Source organism: Verrucomicrobiota bacterium (genome assembly GCA_037139415.1).
In the GTDB taxonomy this organism is placed as follows: Bacteria; Verrucomicrobiota; Verrucomicrobiia; order Limisphaerales; family Fontisphaeraceae; genus JBAXGN01.
The window spans coordinates 1-25411 of sequence record JBAXGN010000074.1 but is presented as its reverse complement, the minus strand read 5'-3'; the positions used below and the strand labels follow the sequence as shown (position 1 = coordinate 25411).

22 protein-coding genes are annotated in these 25411 nt (G+C 58.1%); 6 read left to right on the top strand and 16 right to left on the bottom strand.

The window, feature by feature from the left end; translation table 11 throughout:
* Nucleotides 1–104: 104 nt before the first annotated feature.
* From WCO56_14350 to WCO56_14285, 14 genes are read right to left on the bottom strand one after another with little or no spacing between them, the layout of a single operon-like run.
* Nucleotides 105–1364 (bottom strand): glycosyltransferase family 4 protein, encoded by a 1260-nt coding sequence (locus WCO56_14350; protein ID MEI7730751.1) that lies wholly within the window; start codon nt 1362–1364, stop codon nt 105–107.
* Nucleotides 1361–2236, bottom strand: coding sequence for a glycosyltransferase (locus WCO56_14345; GenBank protein ID MEI7730750.1), 876 nt, complete (start codon nt 2234–2236; stop codon nt 1361–1363). The genes WCO56_14350 and WCO56_14345 overlap by 4 nt, the downstream gene beginning before the upstream one ends.
* Entirely contained in the window at nt 2233–3819 is a 1587-nt protein-coding gene (locus WCO56_14340; protein ID MEI7730749.1) for an oligosaccharide flippase family protein, read from the bottom strand. Before WCO56_14340 ends, WCO56_14345 begins: the two co-directional genes overlap by 4 nt.
* Nucleotides 3792–5078: a glycosyltransferase family 4 protein gene (locus WCO56_14335; protein ID MEI7730748.1), complete on the bottom strand. Its 1287-nt coding sequence runs from the start codon at nt 5076–5078 to the stop codon at nt 3792–3794. The genes WCO56_14340 and WCO56_14335 overlap by 28 nt, the downstream gene beginning before the upstream one ends.
* A complete protein-coding gene (locus tag WCO56_14330) occupies nt 5075–5836 on the bottom strand; it encodes an FkbM family methyltransferase (protein MEI7730747.1) in 762 nt (253 codons plus the stop codon). Before WCO56_14330 ends, WCO56_14335 begins: the two co-directional genes overlap by 4 nt.
* Nucleotides 5833–7020, bottom strand: a complete 1188-nt coding sequence (locus tag WCO56_14325) for an alkaline phosphatase family protein (protein ID MEI7730746.1) — start codon at nt 7018–7020, stop codon at nt 5833–5835. Before WCO56_14325 ends, WCO56_14330 begins: the two co-directional genes overlap by 4 nt.
* Nucleotides 7021–7080: 60 nt before the next feature.
* Nucleotides 7081–7452, bottom strand: a complete 372-nt coding sequence (locus WCO56_14320) for a response regulator (GenBank protein ID MEI7730745.1) — start codon at nt 7450–7452, stop codon at nt 7081–7083.
* Nucleotides 7442–9223: a SpoIIE family protein phosphatase gene (locus WCO56_14315; protein MEI7730744.1), complete on the bottom strand. Its 1782-nt coding sequence runs from the start codon at nt 9221–9223 to the stop codon at nt 7442–7444. The genes WCO56_14320 and WCO56_14315 overlap by 11 nt, the downstream gene beginning before the upstream one ends.
* A gap of 15 nt (nt 9224–9238) precedes the next feature.
* On the bottom strand, nt 9239–9541 hold the full coding sequence (locus WCO56_14310) for an STAS domain-containing protein (GenBank protein ID MEI7730743.1): 303 nt from the start codon (nt 9539–9541) through the stop codon (nt 9239–9241).
* Between the two features lie 29 nt (nt 9542–9570).
* Nucleotides 9571–9873, bottom strand: a complete 303-nt coding sequence (locus tag WCO56_14305; GenBank protein ID MEI7730742.1) for an STAS domain-containing protein — start codon at nt 9871–9873, stop codon at nt 9571–9573.
* A gap of 56 nt (nt 9874–9929) precedes the next feature.
* Nucleotides 9930–10826: a hypothetical protein gene (locus tag WCO56_14300; GenBank protein MEI7730741.1), complete on the bottom strand. Its 897-nt coding sequence runs from the start codon at nt 10824–10826 to the stop codon at nt 9930–9932.
* Nucleotides 10819–12210 carry a glycosyltransferase gene (locus WCO56_14295; GenBank protein MEI7730740.1) on the bottom strand — a complete coding sequence of 464 codons (1392 nt, stop codon included), beginning with the start codon at nt 12208–12210 and terminating at the stop codon, nt 10819–10821. The genes WCO56_14300 and WCO56_14295 overlap by 8 nt, the downstream gene beginning before the upstream one ends.
* Nucleotides 12207–13634 (bottom strand): O-antigen ligase family protein, encoded by a 1428-nt coding sequence (locus WCO56_14290; GenBank protein ID MEI7730739.1) that lies wholly within the window; start codon nt 13632–13634, stop codon nt 12207–12209. The genes WCO56_14295 and WCO56_14290 overlap by 4 nt, the downstream gene beginning before the upstream one ends.
* A gap of 16 nt (nt 13635–13650) precedes the next feature.
* Complete coding sequence (locus tag WCO56_14285; protein MEI7730738.1) at nt 13651–15072, bottom strand: sigma-54 dependent transcriptional regulator; 1422 nt, start codon at nt 15070–15072, stop codon at nt 13651–13653.
* A gap of 205 nt (nt 15073–15277) precedes the next feature.
* Between WCO56_14285 and WCO56_14280 the strand changes: the two genes are divergently transcribed.
* Genes WCO56_14280 through WCO56_14255 form a run of 6 tightly spaced genes read left to right on the top strand, consistent with a single transcriptional unit; the run spans nt 15278 to nt 20929 of the window.
* Entirely contained in the window at nt 15278–16225 is a 948-nt protein-coding gene (locus tag WCO56_14280) for a DUF4114 domain-containing protein (protein MEI7730737.1), read from the top strand.
* 35 nt (nt 16226–16260) lie between these two features.
* A complete protein-coding gene (locus WCO56_14275; protein ID MEI7730736.1) occupies nt 16261–18207 on the top strand; it encodes a hypothetical protein in 1947 nt (648 codons plus the stop codon).
* A complete protein-coding gene (locus WCO56_14270) occupies nt 18204–19016 on the top strand; it encodes an exosortase/archaeosortase family protein (protein ID MEI7730735.1) in 813 nt (270 codons plus the stop codon). Before WCO56_14275 ends, WCO56_14270 begins: the two co-directional genes overlap by 4 nt.
* Nucleotides 19013–19513 (top strand): hypothetical protein, encoded by a 501-nt coding sequence (locus WCO56_14265; protein ID MEI7730734.1) that lies wholly within the window; start codon nt 19013–19015, stop codon nt 19511–19513. The genes WCO56_14270 and WCO56_14265 overlap by 4 nt, the downstream gene beginning before the upstream one ends.
* On the top strand, nt 19503–20093 hold the full coding sequence (locus tag WCO56_14260) for an exosortase-associated EpsI family protein (protein MEI7730733.1): 591 nt from the start codon (nt 19503–19505) through the stop codon (nt 20091–20093). The genes WCO56_14265 and WCO56_14260 overlap by 11 nt, the downstream gene beginning before the upstream one ends.
* On the top strand, nt 20090–20929 hold the full coding sequence (locus WCO56_14255) for a glycosyltransferase (GenBank protein ID MEI7730732.1): 840 nt from the start codon (nt 20090–20092) through the stop codon (nt 20927–20929). Before WCO56_14260 ends, WCO56_14255 begins: the two co-directional genes overlap by 4 nt.
* 6 nt (nt 20930–20935) lie before the next feature.
* Here the strand turns inward: WCO56_14255 and WCO56_14250 are convergent, their stop codons facing one another.
* Nucleotides 20936–23851 carry a PQQ-binding-like beta-propeller repeat protein gene (locus tag WCO56_14250; protein ID MEI7730731.1) on the bottom strand — a complete coding sequence of 972 codons (2916 nt, stop codon included), beginning with the start codon at nt 23849–23851 and terminating at the stop codon, nt 20936–20938.
* Nucleotides 23851–25284: a Gfo/Idh/MocA family oxidoreductase gene (locus tag WCO56_14245; protein ID MEI7730730.1), complete on the bottom strand. Its 1434-nt coding sequence runs from the start codon at nt 25282–25284 to the stop codon at nt 23851–23853. Before WCO56_14245 ends, WCO56_14250 begins: the two co-directional genes overlap by 1 nt.
* Between the last annotated feature and the right edge of the window lie 127 nt (nt 25285–25411).

The following is a 25411-nucleotide window of genomic DNA, read 5'->3' as shown; positions in this document are numbered from 1 at the left end:
TTCTGCACCAACACGGTGTGGCAATTGTTTATTCACATTCATTCGCTATCACGCGAGCAGCGTGCCAACCTAAACCGCAAGCGTGTCTCATTCATTTGCGCCGATTAAACTGTGGCTGCCGTTCGGGAAACGGTAGCGCTAACGCTTGCTAAAAGATAGTTTTCAATTTGGCTAACGATGACCGGTTCAGCAAACCGGGAGCGTACTTCGGTATGGCCATGGGTCGCGAGCCGCAGTCGGCGGATCGGATCGGCCGCCAGTTCAAGGATGCGCGTGGCGAGTTCATCCGCATCACCGGCACGGTAGGTCAAGGCATTGTCGCCATGAACGAACAGTTCCTTGCTGCCGCCGGTCGTAGTCCCGATGACCGGGAGTCCACTGGCCATGGCCTCGAGTGGAGTGAGCGCAAACGGTTCTTCCCATTCGGAAGTGAAGAGCAGCGCATCGTGCTTATGATAGACCGCTGGCATATCGGCGGCAGTTGCGGTGTGAAAGAAAACCGGGAGGCGATGCTGTTCGACGAACCTTGTCAGCATGGCGGTGTACTCGGCGTCACCTTTGCCGCAGATGTGCAGCTCGCCGGGAAATTTGCCCTGCACTGTGGCCATGGCTTTGAGCGCCGTCATCACGCCTTTATCTTCTGCCAGTCGGCCGACGTACAGCAGCTTGCGCAACGCTTGTGAAGCGGGAGCTGGCTGACCATCAAATCGGGCGGTATCAACTGGGCTGTAAATGACTTCGCCATGTTGGACGGCATATCCTTTCGCAACGGTTATCTCGCGGAGCGCGCGGCTGCAAAAATGGATGCGGGGGAACCGAATGTCGCGAACGGAATTCGTTGGCGCAACCCGGCTCCAACGCCGCCGCGCACCCGTAAGGGTCCACCAGTAACGCATCAAGCGGGCGGCGTGAGTTAGGTGTTCCCGATTCCACCAGTCGAGCCATACGTCCGCGACCAGACTGCGCGCAATCCAGTGGTCGAAGACCGAATAAACAACCGGCACACCCAGATTTTGAAGGGTGAGGCAAAGGGATTTCGAGAGGCCGCCAAGATTCCAAACGTAAACAACCTCAGGTTTAACGCCAGCCACGGCTTCACGCAACTGGCAGTTATTATGCCATTCCAATTCGCGTAGTTTGCGAATGCCGAGCCATGGATGACCAAAAAAACCGTGAATGCGCAAGGTGCGCGTCACTCCTTGCTCGCCTGAAATGGTGGCCGCCGCTTCGCCCCCGTGATTGGACGTCAGCACTTGAACGGTGTGACCGCGAGCGCGCAGCGCTTGCACCATGGTTGAGCAGATCAGCTCATAGCCGCCCACGTAGTGGGGTGGATAGAGATTGGATACGGTCAGGATTCTCATCGTTCACCTCCATTGGCCTCAGCCCAGCCCTGACGGAACCCGGCCAGCTTGCCACACCGCTGCTGCCAGCGTATGCGGGCGGCGTGCGGAAGCTCGCGCAGGCGTCGCGTTTGGGCACAGAATTTGGCGTCGTGAAGCACATCGCTCAGCCAGCCGAATGCGACCGTCTTCAACCAATTGAATTCCCCCGGGCGGCCGGACCATGATTTACCATGGGCCCGGGCGTCGCCAAAGCTGCGTTTCCAGGCTTGCTGCGGCGTGTAGTTGTGCGAGTGCATGACCACCGACGTCGGCACGTAAACCACCTCATAACCCTGGGCCTTGCACCAGCGCGTGTATTCGTCGTCCTCGGCGTATTGCAGGTCCTCGCGGAACCCGCGCTTAGCCCACGCATCTTTGCGCAGACCGCTGCTAACCATGCTGAAGAAATGTTCCCAGTTGACGGATTCACGGTTTGGACCAAAACAGCGTTCATAGTCACAGGCGAATACCGCCTGACAATCCGGACGGGGAATCTGACGTCCGAAACAGGCGGCAACCCGGCAGTTTTGGAGTGTCCCCACCAAGGGCTGTAACCAGTGAGTTCCCTGCGGCGTAGCATCGGCATTAAGGAAGATGCCAAACTCGGACTGTGCGAGGCGCATCCCCTGATTCATCACGCGGCTGGGGTTGTATTCCTGCGGAGTGATTTGAATGAAATGCGCGGGTTGAACGGCGCGGATAAGTTCCTGGGAGCCATCCGTGCTGCCGCTATCAATGACGATCAACTCCCAGTTCCGGTATTCCTGGGCTTGAAGGGCGGGCAGTGTTTCCTTCAAGGCCCAAGCCTCGTTGTAGCTGCGCATGATGATACTGACGATGGGAGTACTCATACCGGTTGTTTCCGCAGCCGCGGGAATTTTGCGAAAAATTTCACGGCAAGCTGTTCCCGCTCGTTTACATTCAGGGCGATGCGCCAAAGACCCACCAACGCGACCAGCCCGGCGATCGCTGACTCAATGAACATTGCCACCACTGCCTTGCCGCCGGGGGCCAGCGTTACAAACTGAAATGCGACCAGCACCACCAGCATCGGCACGCAGGCCGCCCACGACGGCAACACCGTGCGCGAGAAAAGTTGCCACCCGCGCATTCCAGCCTCGCGCGCCATCCACGGCCAGAGATGCACCCAGCCGAAGTAAAGGGTGGGAATAAGTGAGCCAACTGCCACCGCGGCGACGTTACGGAAAATGAGGACGAGCGTAACGCTGAGCGCCAGATTGGCGATCGCCTCACCCAGCCCAAGCCAAAGCAGGCGGCGCTCGTGGCCGCACATCATGAAGATGCGTTTCGATACGCTGTGCGTGAGGATGGTGGTATAAAACCATAGCAGCAACACCTGACCGACCAGGTAGGTCTCACGGGCGATGAGCCGGTCGCCGGTGAGTAGTTGCAGCAATTCATCGAGATAAAACGCGCAGAGCAAATACAACGGTGTGGCGATGAGCACGCTCCAGCGCATACTGTTCACGAGCAGGTCGCTCAGGGCCGCACGGTCGCCGATGGCATGCAGGTGCGCGGCGGCGGGCGAAAGCGTATCCTGTACCTGTCGGGTAAACTGGCTGAAAACCTCGGCAATCTTGGCACCGGCCTGGTATAACGCCACCGCGCTAATCGAAAGCGTCGCGCCAAGCACCAGTTGATCGGTCTTTCCCAGCACGATATTCGTGGCCGTGCCAAGATAGGCAAAGATGGAAAATGACATGGTCTCGCGCATCAATGCGGGCGAAAATAGACGCGGGCTCAGTCGCACGGCCGGCATCCACCGCAGCGCGAGCAAGGCGGCCAGACAATCTGGTATGAGTGCAAAGACCAGTGCAATGAACATCACCGCCATGAAACTCCACTTGTACCAGACCGCGCAGGCGATCAACCCGAGGCGCAGCACGAGCGCGGCGGAGATGAGGTTGTTGACGAGGCGGATGCGTTGCTGGCCGCGGAGAATTTCCGGAAAGATGCCCATCGGAAAAGCAATGCCAATCCCGACAAAGAAGACCACGAGGATGCGCCGGAACTCTTCCGCATTCTGAGGGGACACCCCAAACCAGCCCACAATGTGCGTCGAACCAACCAGGACGATCAGCGCGATGAATACGGCCACGCCGGTGTAGAAGAAAAGAATGGTGCTCAACACGCGGCTAAGCTTGGCCCAATCCTGTTTGACTGACAACTCGGCGACCCGCTTCTGCGCGGCGAAGCCAAACCCAAAGTCGAGCAGAATGCCGTAGCCAAACACGCTCCAGAGCAGCGACCAGAAGCCGAACTGTTCCTTGTTAAGCGCCTGGTAGAGCATGCGAAACGTGAGTAATCCCACGGCCATGCCGACCACCGTGCGGATATAGTTTGAGATCGAGTTACTCCAAATGTTGCGCTTCACCTCCGCGTAGTTCATGCAGACCTCCGTCCGTAACGACACGCGGCATGACGCTCCGCTGCCTGGTAAAGATCTTCGAGTTTCTGCGCGATCCGACTCCAGTCATAGTGCGAGCGGGCTTCGTCCCGTCCGGCGTGGCCGAGTTTCTGGCGCAAGGCAGGTGCGGTGGCGAGCAATTGGAGTTGCTCGGCCAGGTCCAGCGTCGTCGCTTCGGAGGCTGGATTGATGAACAAGCCATTTCCCCCATGACGCACGAGCGCTTTAAGACCGCCGACGTGATTCACGATGACCGGACGCCCCGCACTCCACGCCTCAAGGACCACGATGCCAAACGGCTCGTGCCGTGAGGGCAGCACAAATACATCGCTGGCGTGATAGGCATTAACCAGATCGGCACTGTCATTGCGCAAACCGGGCAGCATCCGCACGCAGTCGCCAAGATTGCTGGTGGCAATGAATTCGCGGAGGCTGGCGGCGTACTCCGGTTGCGTTTCCGGACCGATCAACACCAGAAATGCGTTTGCCTGCCGGGCGCGGAAACAGGCGAACGCCTCGAGCAGCAGCCTTTGGTTCTTTTGGGCGTCAATGCGGCTGATGTTGAGCACTAGCAACGCGCCAGCCGGAATACTGTGCTTGCGACGGAAGTCCACACCGTCCCCCGTCGCAAACTTTGTGCAATCCACACCATTGGGCAGGTAAGCGACGCGGTCGTGGCCGATTTGCTCCGCCGCTTTGGCTGTTTCGCTCTGGCCCACGCAAATCACCTGGTCTGCCGATTCCAGAACCCGCCGCGAGCCGAAGACCGCGCCGAAAATCCTGCCCCATTCCAGTTTGCCTTGGATGGGTGCGATCAACTGTTGGAGTTCGGCAGAGGGCACATCGAACACCCCGCCGTGCAACGACACCACAAACGGTTTCCGGCGCAACCGCGCGGCGGTGAGCACTTCGCCGCCAAGCCGCTTGAGAGTATGAGCGTGGAAAAGCCGGACGTTCGGCCGCGTGAGCAGCGAGGCGAACAAGGAAAGCGAAAGCAAGTTACCGCCTTTCTTGTCCATCGCTGCGCGGTCCGCCTGGCTCAGGCCGAAGTAGGGATACGAATAGGAAAAACGTCTTACCGGCACTCCGCCAATCTCTTCCTCCCGTCGCTTGGCCAAGGCCATGGACGTGAGAATTTCGGGGCTCTCCCCGGCTTGTTGCTGCTGCCGGGAAATTTCCAGAATAACGGTTTCGGTCCCGCCCCATTCTTCGGCCACAAAACGCCGGGGCACATGCACGATACGGTTATTCAGGGTCTCCCTCATGGGCGCAGGAAGAGAAATGTTCCCCCCTCTTCGCGTTCTACGTGAAAACCGAGGTTCACAAAGTCAGCGACTATTTGATACGTCTTGGCGTGGCCGATGCAGTGCGGGTGCAACTCGATGATGACTTTTTTCACGCTGGGCGGCACTTGGCGGAAGTCCACAAATTGCTCGGCACCCTCGATGTCCACGATGAGGGCCGTCGGGGCGTAATCCAGGCGACCGACCAGACTGGCCAGGCTCGCGGCCGGGACGCGCACCGAGCGCCCACTGTTCGCGCCGGCGACCAGCGAATTCTCCCAGAACTCGTTGCCGATGTTTAACGTGACTTCGCCATCCGCGGCGGCAAGCGCCATATTCCAGACGACCGGCACCCGCTGGTTAAGCGCGTAATTCCGCTTCAGCAGTTCGACGGTGCCTGGATTTGCCTCAACTGTCGTATAACGCGTAATCCCGAGGCGCGTCTGGCAGAACAAACCAATGAAGCCAATGGCACCGCCAATTTCGAGCACGGTATCGTCGCGCGTCAAAACCTGCTGCGTGAGCATGCGCTCCTGCACTTCGTAGCGCCCAAGCAGGAGATTATTCTTCATCAACGACGACAGCATCGAGACGTCGAGTTCCACGCCTTCCAACGTGACGGTGCGGACTCGCGGCAGGGTGAACTTAAACCGCCACCGAGTACGAAAATCCGTCCACAGTTGAAAGAGCAGTGTGCGTTCAAAGAGAGTGGGCTGTTCCGTGGAAGTAATCATGGTCATGCGTGCAGGGATAAAGTGGGTGGATGATTGCGTTGCTTGGTAATATACGCGGCATCCTTCATCAGGTCGCCGATGTGCGGAATAGCGGTAATATTATCCGGAATCCCCGGTTGATTCGTCAGCAGGCTCGCGTAGCTGTGCTTATCGGAAGGGTGATACCCATGCATGGCCCGGATCGGGCGTTCACCCATGTGGCTCGGCACGATGAGCACACCTTCCTGCACCAGGAAGATCAGTTCGCCAAAATAGCGGTCGGGAAAGAGCGTGTGAAGACTTTGCAGCTCCGCATCGGGGATGATGCGCCCCTGGGGCGTCTGGCGCAGTTCGGTGGTGATCAGTTGACGGGCGTGCTCATTGAAGAACCAGAAGCGCGCCATGGTGGAGTCATAGACCACCGCATAGTCGTGTTGCACCCGCACAGGCAATTTATCAATGCGTGATTTGAGATCGAGATGCACGTCGCAATTCGCCATGCCGTGGTCGCTGAAGACGTAGAGTTGCACTTCCGCATACTGTTCCCGCGCGATGGCGAGAAGCTGCTGGATCCACTGTTCGTAAACGCTCAATTTCTCCTGCACCTTCGGCGAGTCGTTGCCGACGTTGTGGAGCAATCCGTCAAGCCCCGCCCAATACATGAACGCGAAGTCCACGTCGCCGTTGCGCAACCGGGCGGCCAGCGCATCGCGATTCTGCTCCTCCGTCTTCGCCGGATCGCTCACAAAGTAGGGCGTCCCCTGCGCCACCAGGAGATCAAAGATGTTGCCACCGCGATTCATGCCGCCGGGTTGGAGCGGACTTTTTTTCTCGGTAAAGTCGTAACGATCAATGTGGTGGAAAGGGATGTTGTAAAGGTCGAAGTAACCGCGGAAACCAAGTTGCCGCTTCACCAATTTTGTAAGCCAACGACGAAATATCCGCCGGCCGGTGATGGCGGTCGGCAACCAGCGCAGCCAGCGAAGATTGTGAAAGGGCGAGTGGGCTGGATCATGCACAAAGTAGCACCAATTTCGGTGCTCATCGGGCCAATGCCCGCTGAGGATGGACGGCACGCAGGTGGAACTGTAGCCAAAGACCGAGTCCAAACGCTTGCGCGTCGGCAGGAAATCCGTGGCAAACCGATTCGCCTGCAAAATTTCCCACCCCATGGCATCAATCATGATGAAAATTGGAAGAAATGGTTTCATGGTCAAAAATACAGTATTTTAATCATGTCTGTCCGGCATGGATTGGCGGCGGTAAACCGGTCAGGCCAACCCGAGTAGCCGTTTAGCCTCGACGAGTAATTGAGCAGGCGAAAACGGCTTTTGCAGATAAAGCGCCGCCCCCGAGCGTTCCGCTTCCTCGCGGACGATGGCCTGGCCGCGTGACGTTAACAGGATGACGGGCGTGTGGGCGGTATCCGCGTTGAGCTTTAGTTCGCGCAACGCGGCAAAACCATCCAGTTCAGGCATGACGAGATCCATGACCACCAAGTCCGGTTTTTCCCGGATGGCAACCGCCACCGCCTCGCGGCCATCCCGGGCTTGAACAATCTGAAATCCGCCTTTTCTTAAACTGACTTCGATTAACCGCAACATGTGCGGTTCGTCATCCGCGATGAGAATTTTATGAGGCATGGTTAGTGGAAGTTACGGGTTCCTCGGCCAGCAGGACAAACGCCTGGTCATCCCCGGATAGCGTCCCCTGCTCAAATTGCTCCAGCATGGCGAGCAAGTTTTGCTGTGTCTGCCCAACCGGCTGCTGGCGGCATGCCTGCTCCTGCAACCAGTGGATCAGTCTGGGCACGCCGAGCAGTTCGCCTGCCGGGTCGCGCGCCTCGCTTAGCCCATCGGTGAAAAGGAATACTTGGGCGCCGTGCGGAAGGATCCGTTCCGTATCTCCGTACTCTTTTTGCATCAGCACACCGAGTGGCGGACCGCTGCTTTCAAGCGCCTCGCAGGAACCATCCTGGCCCGCGAGCAGCAACGGTGGATGGCCAGCTCCGGCAACGCGCAGCCGCCGTTGGTTCAAGTCCACAAAGGCGAGTTGGGCCGTGATGAACATATCCACCCGCCCTACGTCGGCGCCGAGGTTGCGATTCAGCCAAACCAGGAATTCTCCCGGCTTTGCCGCGAGATCCAACCGTGCCCGCACCAGACTGCGAAATATCGCGGCGAATATCGCGGCGGGAAGGCCTTTCCCCATGACATCGGCCACCACGAGCAGCAATTGCCCTTCGCCGGTGACAATCGCGTCGTAATAATCACCACCCACCTGGCGGGCGCTACGGCAATGCCCAGCCATGCCAAATCCCCGTAGATTCGGCATCCGTTCGGGCAGGAGCGAGCGCTGGATATTCGTGGCGATTTCCATCTCGCGTGACATCAATCGGGTGCGTACCTGTTCCTCGGCAAATCGCGCATTGCGCACCTGAATTCCCAAAAAATCCGCGAACGTATGGATAATATTGATGTTGCCGGCTTCCGCCATGCGGGTTCCCGTTCCGCAAGCCACCGTAAGCACCCCGACCGGAGTTCCATTGACGACGATCGGGTGTGCAAAGCCGCTCGCCGGTTGCCCGACGGTAGCCAGCGGGTCGGCATGATGCAACGGCGTGGCGTCATCGAACCATACATCCCGGTGCTGATGAATGGCCCGCTGTTCCAGGCAGGGAGCGTCCGGGGAGGAGGCAAGCGGAATCACGTGCTCTTGCCAGCCAGGTAGTGACGTCGCCGCCACGCACAGGTGGTTGCCGTCCGGGCTCAACAGCCGCAATAGATACCAGTCGGCCCCGATAATGGTCAGCAACTGGTCCAGCCAGCGACGCGTAAAGTCGTGCGAGGAGACGTTGGTGGATAGCTCGGCGCTGTATTGGAAAATCGCCGCCAAACTCTCATAGGAGGATGCCAATTCTTCGGTCATCAAGTCCAATGTGTGGCGAGTTTCCTCAAGTTCCTGGCGGGAGTCATCAGCCGATTCTGAAAGTCGGGAACCAAGGTTACGGTGTTTCCTCAGCACCAGGCAGTTCTCACCTCGTCCGCGCAGGTAAATCGCTTCGTCCGTCAGGCTTTGGATCATAAACAGCCCGCGTCCTGATTCAGCATCCGGCTCTGGCAGCACCGCGTTTTGGGGAAAATCAAACCCGGCGGTGTGATCACTAATCCGCACCTCAACGAGGGTCTGGCTTACGGTGATATTGGTTTGCACCGGCAGGTTTTTTGAAGCTGGCGGGGCGTATAGGATAGCGTTATTGACGGCCTCAGCGAGGGTCTGTTCCCAAGGGTTGAGTTCGTCCGCACTGAGCCCGGCATCCGCCAGAAATTCACGCACCTTCCGGCAAAGGCCACGCACGACCTGCAGCTCGCACGCAACCCGTATCGTCATCGAGCGATTGGATATGGCCAGCACGTTTTCCATCGAAGGTTAATGTTTGACGATGTCAAAAACCTGCTCCATGCGCAGTAATTCCAGCAATTGCAGCACCATCACCTGGGGCCGCAGCAGACGCACACGCCCCTGACGGGGAGTCAACCGTCGTTGCACGGCAATCAACGCCCCCAAGCCATCGCTGTCAATGAAACTGATCCCCGTTGCATCCACGTCCACAAAACGATGTTCGGCGGCAAGCTGAGCCAGCGTTACTTCCTTGAAGAGCATGGCATTAGTCGCACTTAGCCGGTCGAGACCGGTGACAAGCAAGATGTCCCCGCAGGTTTCAGTTGTCATATTCTCAGTCTTCATGTTCGCAGGTTATTTCAGTTTTTGACGATTTCAAAGACGCGCTGAAGGCGGGTCAGTTCCAGGATTTGATATACGGTGGCGGTGGGCGTCAGAAGCCGTACGACGCCACCTCGGGTGGCCATGGTTTTGTGCAGGGCAATGAGCGACCCCAAGCCACTGCTATCCACGAACGTGGTCGTTGATAGATCAATATCAAGCGTGGTGACCGTTCCGGTGATTGCTGCGCGCGCTTCGTCGCGAAATGCGGCGGCGTTTGCGGCATTCAACTCGCCGGGGCAGCGCATCCGTAGCGAGTTTCCCTGAGCTTGTGTTATCATAAATCGTTATTGTGTTGCCAAGGCAATCTACATACAACGTGTGGCTATGAAAAGCTTTATTTAAGTGCCATTCCGGCGGCGATGCAAACCGGCATCGCCAAACTGGTGAAACCGTTAAACGGGGCTGAAATCGCCCGCCGCAGCCGACGAAGCACCTTCGCCATCCACCCTGGCTGGCCGCTCGATTGCCGTGATGCCGAATTGGCAAGGTCGTCCAGCAGGAAACGGTCAACGATTTCAATCTGTGAACCATTGCGCAGGTTCGTCAAGTTGCGCCCCCAGGCAAACGAATGTCGCACCTCCGTCATTATCCCCACGTAGGTTTGCGGCCCGATGATGCTGTGGACCACCTCAGCGGATTCGTCCAGGACAACCCCGTCCTCGATGATGGCGTTGGGGCCGATGACTGTGCGCGCACCAATATTTGCGTTTGCGCCAATCCAACAAGGACCAATGAGCTTTGCATCGCCGGCAATTTGCGAACGCAAACCCACGAAAACGTTTGGCATGATTTCGCGCATCCCAACGCGTTCACGCGCGACCAGTGGCATTAACGTCAGCAACGCGTCAAACCACGCCGAGTAGGACGTCCACAGCGGCTGCTCGGGCACCTGCGGCAGGCGATCCAGCAGCAATACTAGCGGAGCGGTCGAAGCGTCTTGGGCGACCGGGTCGCGTGGGCTGGAGGTTACTTCCAGCTTCACCCCCCAACGTTCGCCACGTCCCACCGCGGCACGAATTTGGTCCGTGCGGTCGCTGGCAACAATGCAGATCTCGCGAACTCCTTGGGCGGCCAGGAAAGCAATGGCATGGCCGAGCAAAGTGTCGCCCAAGGCCGGCAAAAGCGGAAGCGGACACTGGCGGGACAGCGTCGGCAGCACGGACTGGTCCGTTGGACAGAGGAGCGTTGCCCGGGCTGGTTTGGAATGCGAGTTTGGAGTTGTTTCATTCATGAGGTGTAAAAGAATAATTCGGTTTGTCAGCACGCCGGCCCAACACCCAATCATAAACTTCTAAAACTTGGCTGGCCTTGGCTGCCCACGTGTAATGCTGATGCACATGGTCTTGGGCGCACCGCGCCAGTACACGAAGTTGCTCAGGGGCGGCGGCCAGGTTGGCAAGGGTTACCCCGAACTGGTGTACCAGACTGGCGCGGGAGCCCATGGGCAGGACGAAGCCGCCGCCCGGCGGAATCAGTTCGGCCGGACCGCCATGGTCAAGGACAATGGGCACAACCCCCAAGGCCATCGCCTCAAGAACCACACCGCCACCAAATTCACGCACACTGGGAAAACCGAGCACGTTCGCCCGGCCCAGGCGCCCGGTAATCTGGGAATGGTCCAACCAACCGGGAAATTCCACCCCGCCGGTGATCCCGAGTTTTTCGCAAAGCAGTTTGAGGCGCGGCAACTCCGGGCCGTCGCCAATGATATCCAGATTGACTTGTCCCTGGCGCACCAGCGGCGCGGCGGCTTCGATCAGCATATCCACACCCTTCAACGGGACCAGACGCCCCACAAAGGCGACCCGCAATGGCTTGGCCAGCGCGGGAGGCGCGCAACGCGGAAAACGGTCGAGGTCAATCGCATTTTCGGAAAGCCGAACACATTTTGCGTGATACCGTTCGGGCATTTCCGCCAAGGCGCTACGGGCTCCCACCAGGATGGCCGCCGCATAGCGGCGGGTGGCCGTATAGCCAGGCAGATACCGGGATAAACCACGCAAGGGACTCAGCCAATCGCGTTCAGCCCGTCGCAGATGGGTGAAATCCTTTGGCCATGGCACTCCCCCATTGATTGGGCCAAGCACGAATGGCACCCCGATGTCCGCGCACCGCTTTGCAAGCAGGCTGGGCGTCACCGGAGCGTTGGGCGTTACCCGATGCACCAAGTCAAACTCGCCCCGCTTCAGTCGTGAGCCGAAAACGCGCCAGACTTCGCGCTCATAAAATGGATAGACCAGCGTCGCCAGCCCTGAATACGTGGACCAACCCAGCGACGTGCCGCCGCGCAGCAATCGGGCGATGTTCCAGGCCAACCCCTGCCACCGGCGGTTGTTGATGGCGGTGAATTCCATCCCCGCAACACCAGCCGCCAGAATGTCTTCTCGGTTGCGTAGCTCGGAGACCAGATGTACGTCGGCAACGTGGGATAGTGCTCGCGCGAAACTCCAGCCGATCAGCGAAACGCTGTACAGCTTCGGGTTGGCCGACTCGGCCAGCAGGAGGACTCGGAGCTGGCGGGCTCCAGCCGGGACGCGCGGGTTCATTTCCCCAGCCAGTGGCAACTCTGGCCCGATTTGGCCACCCGTGGTGATTGGTTGTTTGTCGGCAGTCATAGTGCGTTCACTGATCTGGAGTTAATCGGATTGGCTCCCGCAGCGGGGGAACTCTCCGGCGGTGCCTGGCTGCTGCCTTGCTGACGGCGCCATTCCAGACGCGCCAGACATCCGGCAAATATCAGCCACATGGACAGATTTTTCGTTTGCGTGAGCACTCGCTCGACCGTGCCGTGAAAATAGGTCATAAACAGGGCAATCAGTACGCCCGCTGCAAAGTAACCCTCCGGCTCACGCCAGAATGCCAGCGTGCAGCGCACCGCCCACCAAAGTGTCACTAGCAGGAAGATCACAAACATCACCAAGCTAGGATAACCATTTTCCGCCAGCAAGAGCCAGTAGAGACTTTCTGTTAGCGGATTGGCCAGGTAGTTCTCATCGATAATTCGAAAACCACGGCTCTGATCCCAATCCATGAGGATGGCGGCGTATTTTTCCACGGGCAGACTGTTGACCACACCAAAATTATTCCAGCCCACTCCCAACGGGTGATCATGCAACATGGCGGCGCACTGTTGATTCAAGACTGCCCGGAGGTCCCTATCCTCGTCGCGTGAGTTCACTTCCTGAACGCGCACCATCATGGAGTCAAGCGCAAGCATCCCAGCCGCCAAGGCAGCAATCAGACCGACTACTGCAAAGGCCGTCAATTTCCAGGTAAACCCACGCAGCACCGCCAGCGCATAGATCACACACGCCCCGGCGACAAAGGCACCCAACCCGCCGCGCGATACGCTCAACAGGATGCAGAACCCTGCGGCAGCGACACCGGTTGCAAAAAACAAGGTATCCCGGCGCGGCGTCATCGGTGCCAGGGCCACCGACAGCAATGGTAGGGCGCAGAGGTAACACCACATCGCCATGGGATTTTGGTGCTCAAACCACCCTTTCACCTGCCATTGGCCGTCCACGTAGCGCAGTTTGAGGCAGACCAAGGCTTGGAACACGAGCGAAAATGCCAACGCGTGCATCATCCAGCGCAAGTCCTCCTTGTTTCCAAATGCCTGGAAGGCTCCAATGAAAACCAGCGCCACTTTGGTAAATTTCACCGCCGCCATCAGCACATAAAGTTTATTGTCCGCCGAAATAATCGAGCAACAACTCAGCGCGCACCAGGCAAGGTAGAGCCAGAGGCCGGGTGGCAGCCACCGAAAGCCCTTTTCCCGACGCAATGCGGCGGAGACGATTAGCGCCACCGCAACAATTTCAATGATGGACGCTTCAAAGCCCTTGGTATGCCCCCGATAAAGCTCTACGGAGTTGACCATCAAGGTCAGCTTGCCGGGGAACCAGGAGGGCATGAAGACCATCAGGCAAAACGCGGCACGCTCCAGCCGCCGATCCCGCGCCAGTAACCATCCCAGCGCCGGTGCCGCAAGGAGGTAGGCAAAGAGGATGGCAAACGTTTTGACGAGGTCCATCATGGTGCGGGAGGTCAGGTCATCCGAGTTTGCCGGTTTTGCGCCAACGCCAGAGCGTGGTAACGTTAATGCCCAATTGCCCCGCAACCCAACTGAAGTTGTTGCCGCTTTCCTCCATGAGTCGTCTGGCAATCACCAGTTTCTGTTTATGGTTCGGGATTCCCATGCCGTGCGTGTACACCCCCAGCGCGGAAGTTACGGGTGCCGCATGCACCGCCTCGGGGATTGGCACGGCGGGTGAACTCTGCGTTGAAACGCTGCTGGCTTCCATTACGGGCATGGACGCGAACCCCGTCGCTTGCGGCACGCGGGTTTCCGGGACGTCCCACCACGGTGCGCGCAATATGGACCCGTCAAACAGCAACACCAGGCGATCCACCGTGCTTTTCAATTCACGCACATTGCCGGGCCAGGTGTGAAGTTGAAATTTTTCAATCATCGCCGGCTCGATGGTCTCGAAGTTCTTGCCAAACCGCTCGTTGGCCTTGCGCATGAAGTTCAGGGCCAGCTCGGGGACATCCTCGGGCCGGGTCCGCAACGGCGGTGCATGGAGCGTGATTTCCGCGAGTCGGTAAAAGAGGTCGGCACGAAAACGTTTCTCCGCAATTTCCGTATCGAGGTTGCGATTGGTGGCCGAGATCACCCGTAACTTGACCTGGTACTCCTTCTCTCCGCCCACGCGCCGCGCGCAGCGGGTTTCGAGGAACCGCAGCAGTTTCGGCTGCACGCTAATATCCATTTCGCCGATTTCGTCGAGAAAAAGTGTTCCGCCCTGAGCCTGTTCCACCAGCCCGGCCCGCGCTCTCATGGCGCCGGTGAAAGCGCCTTTCTCCACCCCGAACAACTCGGATTCCAGCAGGTCCTTCGGAATGGCCGCGCAGTTCAGCGCGACAAAGCTTTTCCCGTGCCCCGCCTTGTGCAACGCGGAAGCGATCCGCTCCTTGCCCACGCCGGATTCGCCCTGGATCAGCACACATACATCTGTTGGGCCAAGCCGGTCAATCGTCTGTCGTAAGCGCAGAATGGATTCGGAGCGGCCGCTCAGAATATCTTCCGACGAAAGCGGTCGCCCGCCATAGAGCTGAATCCAGAGTTGTTGATTGCCTGACGCGGTCATGAGCGCCTCGCGCCAGCGCGTATCGTTGTCTTCCATTGCGAGCACATCATAGGCGCCATCCCGCAAGAAACGTGCCACTTCGGCAGTGGACGCTTTCTCAATGACTGCAATGTAAAGACGATTCGCCTGCGCAAGTTGCACCCGCAGGCGGGGCCACGAGTCCAAACTCATAGCCTGGTGCGGGAGCACATAGACTACTTCCGCTGTCTCCGTCGTCAGTTCGGTTACTTCCCCGGCAGTAAAAGTATGCGCGGGAAATCCGAGCTGCTTTAGACGCGCGACAAAGTCGTCCGGGCATTCACCGGGATAAAGGATTTTTATCATGCGTTTGCAATGCAACAGTAATGCAAAATGAGTTTTAATGCAAGGACAATAATTCTAGTAATACTCCCAACCGCAAGGGATTCGTCTAAAAACTCTACTCTCTCAACAAAGCTGGGGGGAACGGCTGTGGCAAACAACTTGGCATGGAGCCTGCTTATGATGTTTCCGAATGAATTATTGTATGAAACGAAATATGAAACGAAATATGAAACGAAACATGAAGCAAACCCGCCGGACACACCTCCGTTCCGGCCTCTTTTCAACCGTCCTCGCGGCAACCTTGACGTTGGCAGCAACCAACGTCACGTTCGCCGATTCATCCGAACGTGAAGGATCCGATGGTAAACAAGGTGATAAACGTTCCTCCACAACTTCCGGTGGCATTGCGGCACCCGTTCAATCCAGCGCCCGGCCTCTCGGTTTAAATATCGTCGCACCCGTAATGGCAGTTGGATCCGATACGGCATCGGCTAATTTCCAAAAGAAGGTATTACCATCAGTGACCGATTTGGTGAATACGCGTTTGAGTGAACGGAAATCCATCAATGATTCCGCCATGCTGCTCGACCCTTCCAAATTGCAATTGCAAACCAAGTCGGATGTGCGAGTGTACTTCATTGGTGAAGGTGCTGGGTATCATAACACGCTTGGATTCAATGCGGCGGGCAGCGGAGTGAGCCATGGCGATCCGCGGTTAATTTTCCCGGATGCTTCGAGTCCGGTATCAACCTATGACCCGGAGGCTAGCGGCAAACGCTCAGCCAGAGAACCGTTGCTACCCGGCGATTTCGTAAACCTTGGCACCTTCGCTGGCGGCACAAAACTCGACTTTTTTCTCATCTCCGACGGGGCCAATGGCGGTAAGAATGTCTTCTCGACTGACAAGTCACAAAACACTGACCATATCAACCATGTCGTCTCTTTCGCTTACGCGGTAAAAGAAAGCCCTTATCTCATCGTCAGCTTCGAGGACATGTATGGTGGTGGCGACCGGGACTTTAACGATGTCGTTTTCGCCGTGGACATCGGGGCGGCCAATATCGCCAAACTCATGGGCACGCCGGAGCCCGCACTGTGGCTCACGATGGCCTCATTCGTTGGGTTTGCAGTCTGGTTGAAGCGCCGTCAAACTCTGCAACTCAGCCCGATTTGATCTCGACGTTCACTGAATACAGCGTTTATACGGTCATGAAGAAAAATCGCCCCATCCTCCTCCTCGCCCTTGCTCTTGGTGTGCTAGTCGGGATCATTGGGGCCATTGCTGGTTTCAAAGCCTGGCGGGAGTTCGTCATCAACCGGCAGGAAGAACGTGCCTTTGCCAAAGCGCAGCAACTCCTGCGGGACCATCAGCCCAACGAAGTATTAGTCATCGTCCAGTCTCAGGCCCGGACGAACTCAAAACTACCTTGGTCGGCTTTGGAACTTGATGCGTTGACTACCGCCCGCCAATTGCCACGGCTTACCGCCTTCTACGAAAGACATCCGGAACGCGTACTCGCGCATGAAGAGGCTTCGTTGTTGGTGGCACGCGCGTATTTTCATGCGCACGAACAAAGCGAGTTCGAGAAGATACGTCGCGCTTGGGCGAACCGGGAGCAACAGCCGCATCGGTGGTTGGCGCTCGACTCCGACGCGCTCGCGCTGCGCGGCAAACCTCGGGAGGCCGAAGCGCTGCTGCGTTCACGGAGTTTTTCCGGCCCCGCCGAGGCTACCCGGTTGGTGCGCCTTGCCTTACTGACCGCCACGCGAAAGCTCTCTGAATCCTGGGCCTTGCTGGACCGCGCCAATCAGCTTGACCCGCGCAATCCCGATATTCACTCATTTCGCGCCCAGATTCTCGAAAGCCTTGGCAAGTTCGCCGATGCCCGCGTTGAGTATGTGGCCGCACTGGTTGCTGATCCTAAAAACCCGCTGGTGCGAGACCAGCTTGCCGAGTTTTACCAGCGGCAAGGTAATTGTGATTTTGCCCTGAAAACCTGGCAGGAAGCACTGAATATTTCCGGGCTCGATTTCATGCAACTCAAGTTCCTATTCTGGAACAAGTTGGTGGCCGGTTCACCAAACATCACCCCCAATGATTCTTCAACTTCCAGCCATTTGACACCCCTTGCCGTGCTGGTTCGTAATCTGCCCGCCGATCATTTTTGGGATGAAAACGCCTTCACATTGCTGCCCAACGCCCGCGTTTTGGCACAGGAACGGCCGGAAGTCTTTTGGCTGCGCCTGCTGGAACTTCTCCACGCTGGACGGGAAAATGAAGCGCTCGACTCGATTCGGTTCCCCCCTCCGCGCGCGCTGTCGTTGCAGCCTGAGTTGTTAGCCACCCTTGATGATATTTTAAGTTACCGGCTAAAGCGTCCGCTAAGTCCTGTCCGCTCCAACAGCGGTGCGCCAAAGACAACCAGTCACCAGTTCCTGGTGCAGTTGAAGGAAGCCCTTCACGGCCCGCATCCGAACGGCACACGCTTGAACTTGTCGCCAGAACTAGACGCCCTGCTGCACGGGCGTAACGCGTTGGCGGCGGCGTTTTTAGCCGTTGGTTGGCGCGAGGCCGCGCTTCAATTCGCCAACTTTGCCGATTCCACCAATCCAAGCTGGTTCGCCTATGGCATTGCCCAGTCGCTGCGTTACAATCGCAAGCCAGCGACGGCCCGCGACTATCTTGCCCAACAGAAATCGACGCCTGAACTGGAACTCTTGCGTGCTGAATTGCTGCTTGCCGATAATCAAACCGAGGGTGCCCTTCAAAAACTGGCCCCCTTGGCTTTGCTGAATTCTGATGTCGGTCAGCGCGCCGCTTGGTTGCTTGCCTTGGCGCAATCGGAGCGGCGCGAATTCGCCACCGCTGCGGCCACTGTTCTGCAGCAACCGCGCCTGGCCCAAAGCGTTAGTGGACAGGAAATTTTAGCCCGCTTGGCGCTGTTTCAAGGGCGTACCAACGAAGTTGAGAAGATTTACCATGCCATTGCTGCCGAATCCATTGAGGCGAAGACCTGGCTCGCGCAGCAAGCCTTCGCAAACCGGCAATGGAAGGTTGCCCGCCAGTTGACGGAAGAGTTGTTGCTGCTGATGCCCGACGAACTCCAACTTCGTGAAAACCTGCTGACCATCACCAAGGCGGAAGCAACCCGATGAAACCGAGAGATTACTTCGCCCTATCGCTCTTATTCGCGTTTGCCGCATTTATCTGGCTGCGGGATCCTGCTTGGATAGCTGCGGCGGATGAGACGCTTCCCATCTTGGCCGGATTGCCTTTATTTATATGGCTTGGAGCGCCATGGCGCTTCCGGACCGAAGTGCTCAACTGTCACGCACCCGCGCTTGTGCTCGCTGGAATAATGCTGGTGCTTGGGGTGGCGACCAATCTGACCCTGCTACTGACCATCTCATGGACGGCCGCACTTTGGAGTTGGCTGCAGCCTCGCACGGAGCTAAGTTCAGGGATACGAATGCGACAACTCCTGGTGCTTCCAATATTGGCCTTTCCTTGGCTACTCCTCGACTTTCCGCAGTTGGGCTGGTGGTGCCGGCTGTCGGCTGCCTGGACTGCGGAGCATGTCTTCCACAGTGTTGGCTTTGAAGTTGCTCGGCAGGGCACTCAACTGGTGGTACAAGGTTTGCCCATCGATATCACCCCCGCCTGTTCAGGCTTGCGCGCGCTCCAAGCCATGCTTATCGCCGGTGTCACGATGGCCTTCCTGCAACTCGGCGGCCGCCGGACTTACTGGTGGGGTCTTGCCACTCTGCCTTTGCTGGCCTGGGTGGCGAATACGGCCCGGGTTCTGGTCATCAGCGTTGTGGCTTTGAGCTTCGGCCCGGAATTTGCCGGTGGCTGGTTTCATGAGGTGGGTGGGTGGTGCGTATTGGCGGCCATGTTCGCTTTGTGTGGATTGGCATTTTCCATTTGTCGGAAATACCTTAAACCAAAGTTGGCACAGGGATGAAAGCCTGGCCTTTCAACGTTCGCGTCGAGTGGGCGGTTGCCGCCTTTTGTGCTTGGCGCGCGTCGGACCTGCTGCTGGCTTGGCGTCATTCGCCGTTTGACCGGCTTGGCTGGCTGGCCTTTATCCTTTGGCTGACGCCTCTGCTCATCGCTGTTTTTCGATCGGAATCCAATGCTGGTGCGGAGCGAATTCCGAGGCCTGCGGTCTGGCTAACGTGGCTGGTGCTGGCGATATCGCTGCTTAGTGTGATGTTGGATATCCACTTGCTCGGACACCTGGCACTGGCTGGTGCAGTTTGGCTGTTGCTTCCGACTTTTCCGAACCGCCTGATATGGTTGGGACTTTCGCTCTGCTGGATGCCGCTGCTTGGCTCCCTCGCTCAAAACGCCACGCCCAGCGGCGTGCTTGGGCTCAGAATTGCGCTGGCGGCCTTGGCCGTATTCCTCGGCTTCAAGTCCACGCGTGCCATAACCAAGGTTACCCTGAATGAAAGATAAGAAACGCATATTCTTATGGATCGGACTGGCGCTTGCCATCACAGTCAGTTTGCTTTGGGAATTCGCGCCATCCTGCACCTCATCAAACAGCCGGCTGGCCGCCCTGCCAAGCAAAGGCCTGGGCTTTTCGGCGCAAGAATTGCCACTGAATGAAACGGAAAAACAGGTTTACCACAACGCCAATGTGGTCAAACGCCTTTACCAGGTCGGCCGGCAGCGCTTTGTGCTCCTGGCGATTGACGGTTCGCGTGATCGCCATGCGGTCCACGATCCCCTTTATTGCTTCCGGGGTGCGGGTTGGAAAGTGGGGACCTCGCTGGAGGTCTCCGTGCCTGGCGGGGAAGCCAGATGGTTGAAATTGGCGCGTAATTCGGAATCCGCCGAGGCCGTGATCTGGTTTTCGGACGGAACCCGGCGCCACGCTTCAGCTCTGCGCGCCTGGTGGCAAAGTACACTCCGCCGGCTTACCCTTGGCCGCTCCGGCAATGAGCCGGTGCTGGTCATCCTCCAGCCCACCGGTTCGGAAACCGTCGCTTGGGATAATGTTTTCAGCCGGTGCCCATCCCTTTTTGAACTATGAATCCCGCCGCCTCACGTCCCACTCTCGGGGTCATTATCCGCTTCAAAAACTCCGCCCGGACGCTGCCAGACGTGCTCGCGGCACTGCGGCGCCAAACTGTCCAACCGGACCTCATCGTGGGGGTGGACAACCAAAGCACCGACCATTCCGTTGCGCTGATGAAAAGCGCAGGGGCACAGGTATTCAATTGGACCGAGCCCTATAAACATCCACGGGTCCTGAATTTCGCCGTGCGTCATTGTCCGACTGACCTCGTGCTTATCCTCAGTTCGCACACTGTGCTCAACTCCCCTGATGCGATCAGTCAACTGGTAGGTACGATGTCCGATCCCCAGACTGCGTGCGCCAGTGCCCGGTGGGACGATGACCCTTTCTACTCCGATGCCATCACCTGGTCCGAACTTAAATCCAAAGGCTTGAAGTTCGGTTCCATCTATTCAAACAGCATGGGTATCTTTCGCCGCCGGCTCTGGGAATCAGTCCCTTTTGACGAATCCGTGCCCACGATGGAGGACTCTGCGTGGACGTTGGAACAACTTAAGCGCGGCCATACCTGCCAACGTTTAAAGTTCGACTTCAGCTATCAGCGCTCCGGCAATGCGCGTTACTTTATCTTTGCCGTAGTCACCTTCCATTTGGCCCATCAGCACCATTTAAAAGTGTGCTGGCTGGGACCGAAAGCAACCTGCTGCATGCTGGGCAAACACTTGTTGCGATGGGCACTCCACCCAACTAAAGCTTCAGATGAACTGGCTGGCATTCAAACTCACAAAGGCCGTCTTGCGGCTTGGCTCTTTTGGCCCTTGGCCTATAAAATATTCAAGAACGACAGGTAACCCAATTCACTGCCATCCTGGCGCTCGTGCCGGGAATGGCAGGGCACCCACGGCCAGTCCTTCCCGGATAATCTCCAGGCCGCTTAGTAGAGTCTCGCCCTGGCGCGCGGTGAGCGTCACGGTGAGCGTGCCTTCCTTCACGTCCACCTTTGGCACGGTCTTCGTGACCACGCGCAGGACACCACCGGCTTCAGCCAGCACACTGAAGTTCGACAACGCCACGCGGTCCTGTACCCGTAAATCGAAACGCCGTCCGTCTGAGGTCATTGCGCGATCAGGCTCGGCAAAGATCAGGCGTACCGTGTAGCGACCGTTTTTCAGACCGGACAAAGTCACGGTCCGCAATCCCTGGCAACCGGAAGCGGCAACCCAAGGCCAGCCTTCACCACCCTCGATCCATATCGAGTGATGATAATAGGTCACGGGTTCCGCAGGTTCAGTGCGAACATTGATTTTTGGTGAGGGACCACCGACCGAGGGGTAACCCAGCCATAGCGTACTGTCCTCGGTTCGGCGATCCCCGGGCGCGCCGAAATTCAGGCCCAGCCGTTCGATCTTGCCGTCGAGGTTGGTGGCCGGGACGTTTCCCCAAGCCGCCCATTGTTCAAAGGCGGGTGGCAGGTGAACCAGGGCGAGCGCCATGGGCAGGGGATAGCTGCAACTGCAACCTTCGTAGAAGTAGGGCACGTTGAGCAGGCCATTGGCGGGAATGATGCTGCTGGTGCATCCGGAACGTGGTCCACTGATGTGAATCGTGCCGCTGTCACTGCGCAGATCGTAAAAAGCCGCCGTGCCCGAGCGCATGGTGTAGAGCAAACCGTAATCAAAGCCGCCATCGCAACCGTAGCTTTTTGGAAATACCCGCGGCTCACGCTCGCTGGTGAGTGGATTCAGCCGGGTCCCGGCCCGTGGCGCTTCCGGTTTCCAATCATCCTTTTGGGTGGGCGGCCGGTATTGGCTGGGCTGGATCTTTTGCAAATCGAGTTGGCCGAATTGCTGGCGCAGCTCGGGTGCCTCATCAGCTTGAAGCACGCGTCCGGTATAGACATCGCTGAACACGGCTGGTCGCAGGCGATAGTCCACGTTTCCTTTGCGGGTGGAGGCATCCAGCCAGTCTTTATCGGCAGTGATCATCACTCCATCCACGAACTTCGGTTGTGGCGCGCGTTTAAAATTTCCCAACGTATCGTCAAACCACAGCACTCCGACCGGCGCTTTCACCAGCGCGTCCGCGCTCGGCAGCCAATCGCCTTTATAGTTTGTGCTGCCCTCCAGGGCGCCTTCACGGGAGAGGATGACCAGTCCCTTCGCGTGCTGCGTGAGGTTGGCCTGCGGCAGGCGCACGGACTCGGCAAGTTTTCGGAGCGCCGGCGGGCCAATGAGTTTACCGCCGTAAGGACGCAGCCAGGAATACATCTGTTTCAGCGTCGCCGCGTCGGGTAACGGAGTGCCGGGAGCGAGCACGATTACGCTGGCGAAATACGGTGGCAAACCAGCGTTGGTGGGCGACGTTTGGCGCAGAGCCACTCGTTCTCCCTGAAACCGGGCTGCGGCCAAACGCGTTCGCGCTGCTGAAATATCGTCACTCTCAGCGATCAGCGCCAGAATCTTAAAGTCGGTCTGGCCAGCCAGTGATGCAAGGAACTCCGGTTCGCCCAGGCCTAATACCACAGCGTAACCGTGCTGCGTCGCCGCTGCGGCTAGAAAATTTTCAACCGCGTCTTGCTGGCTTCCCTTGGCCGCCGCCACAATCGGCTCCCGACGCCACTGTTGCGCCTCACCCTTCACCTGCTCCGGGGCTGTGAGCGCGTACAGGCACCCCTCTTCGGTGACGACGAAACATTTCTCATCGGCTGCGATCATGCTATGCACCTTACCTGATATTTCAGGCATGGGTTGGTCGAAACTCCATTCTCGATCGCCCGCGCGGAAACTGCGACGGACGCCCGGCACGCCCTGCTGATGCGGTTTGTCTTCGTGCCGGTTGGTGTTCACCCCGGCATCAAATACCAAGGTGCTCAGGTTAAGTTTCACCCATCCATTCGTCGTCGTCGAGGCGAACCAGCCGCCCGGATACCTGGCCATTTTTGGCAAGGAAAACTCTTTCAATGTGCCCGTGGCGAGATCAAAACGGGCCGGATATGCTGAACTGCTGGGCACCACCAAATCAGCACCATCAATCAACAGGTAACCCTGGGGTGCCACGCCACCAAAAGCCTGTGCCTGGTGCGGATGCACCCCGTAAATGTAACCCGTGCGGTCATTGAGCCAAATTACTTTGCCCGTGACTGCCTCCAGGCAATAAATAAACACGCCTTCCAGCGGCCAGACCCCTGCCGCGAAATACACCCGCCCATCCCGCAACACGGGCCCGCCCCGAATCGGCCACACCGAGATAAGGCGTCCGTTACCCAATAGTTGGCGATCCGACGGCACCGCGCGTTTTTGCCAGCGCAATTCGCCGGTGGCAGCCGCCACACAGCGCACCGATCCGTCATCGGACCCGAAGATTACCCGCCCATCGCCCGCCACGGGAGCGAAACGCACCGGACCATCAGTATAAATTTTCCAGAGTTGCGCCCCGGTATCCGTATCATAGGCCGTGATACTGTCATCGCGTGAAGAGGCCAGGAAAAGACGTTTTCCCAGCACCACGGGTTCATAACCGCGATCAAACTGCAGGCGCACATCCCGGTAAGCGGGCGCAAGCGGGGCCAGTTCCCGGGTCCACAGTACCTTCAACTTTTCCGGTAGTGACGGTGCCACGCTCGCGGTTCGGCCCGCATCGGCCCGCCACATGGGCCAGTCGCCGGCGTTTCCACGCCCGCCCGCAAGGCACAGGCAGGCGAGCCAAATGAAAAACGGAGCCGCCAGATCGTTTGCGATCAGGCGACTCTGTTTCCACGCAACGTTTCGGAGCATCAAGTAATCTCCCAGCCGGGGCGATAGCTTTCTTTTAGATATTTGTCCGCCTCAGGCGCATTGGGGGACTTCATGGCCTTGGCATCCCAGAGCATTTTCTTGCCCACGCGCATCGCGACCAGACCGAGCAGGCCAATTTCGCTCAAGGCGGCGCCATACTCGAAATTCGCGCTGGCCTGGGGTCCGCCTTTGCAGGCATCCAGCCAATCACGGTGATGCCCTTTGGAGCGCGGCAGCGTCTTGGCCGGGCGTTTGAAGCCATCCATCTTGGAACTCGGCAGCAGCCGTGGGTTGCCCGCCCATCCAGCGCAAGTGATCATGCCCTTGTCGCCAACGAACAGAATGCCATTGCCACCGGCGCCAAGCTGGTCGTCCTCTTCCAATGACTCGGGACGCGCCGGCATCAGGCCGCCTTCATACCAGGTGAATTTGACCGGCGGCATGTTCTTGCGGGGCCCGAAATGATAGGTGTAAAGGCCGCCCACGGGGGCGATGTACGAATCCACACCCCCGGCACCGTAGGCTTCGATGCTGAGCGGTTCGCGCAAATCCAGCGCCCAGAGTGCCGGGTCAAAGTTGTGGCAGAAAAAGTCGCCGATGGGCGCGGTGCCGAAATCCCAGAAATCGCGCCAGCTTACCGGGGAGTAGATGGAACTGTAAGGACGTGTTTCGCGCGGCCCCAGCCAGAGATCCCAGTTCACTCCCTGGGGCACCGGCTCGGTCGGCGGACGGCCGCCCGTGTGTTTTTTATTCCAGCGGGAGGCATTGGTCCAGGCATGCACTTCGCGCACGTCGCCAATGGCACCGTCCCAAATCCATTCGCTGGTGAGGCGAATGCCCTCGTCCGAATGGCCTTGGTTGCCCAACTGCGTGGCCACGCCGGTTTCTTTGGCCACCCTGGCCACCTGTCGTGCTTCCCAGACATTGTGCGTCAACGGTTTTTCACAATAGGCATGTTTGCCCTGGCGCATGGCCGTCACGCAGACATAGGCGTGTTGATGGTCCGGCGTCGCGCACAGAATGGCGTCAATGGACTTTTCTTTTTCCAGCATGACGCGGAAATCCTCATAATCCGACACCTTGAAATTGGGCGTCGTTGCGGAATATTGCTTTTCAATCTCCGCTTTGACCGGCAGGCGTCCCGCCATGCCTTTGTAATAAAAACCATCCAGGTTGTGCGATTCAATGGGATCGGCCAGCGCGATGATCTGCGCGTCGTTGTGGCGGAAAAGATTGCGCGCGTTCGTGCGTCCCTGGCCACCGCAGCCGATGATGGCGATGTTTACTTTCTCGCTGGGCGCGACAAATTTGGGTCCGCCCAGGACGTGCCGGGGGACGAGTGAGATGCCAGCCACGGCAGCCGCCGTGGTGCCAAGAAATTTACGCCGGCCAAGACCGGTGCCAACCAGGTTGTCGTTTTTCATGTTATTCATAAAGGAGCAGGATAGCCCGACTCGGTGCCGCGTTCAACCACGCTTTTGACGCAAGCTTGAATTTGAGCAGGGCTCACAGGTCAATGTACCGAAACATCCTGCTTTTGGATAATGTTGCAGGGGAGGG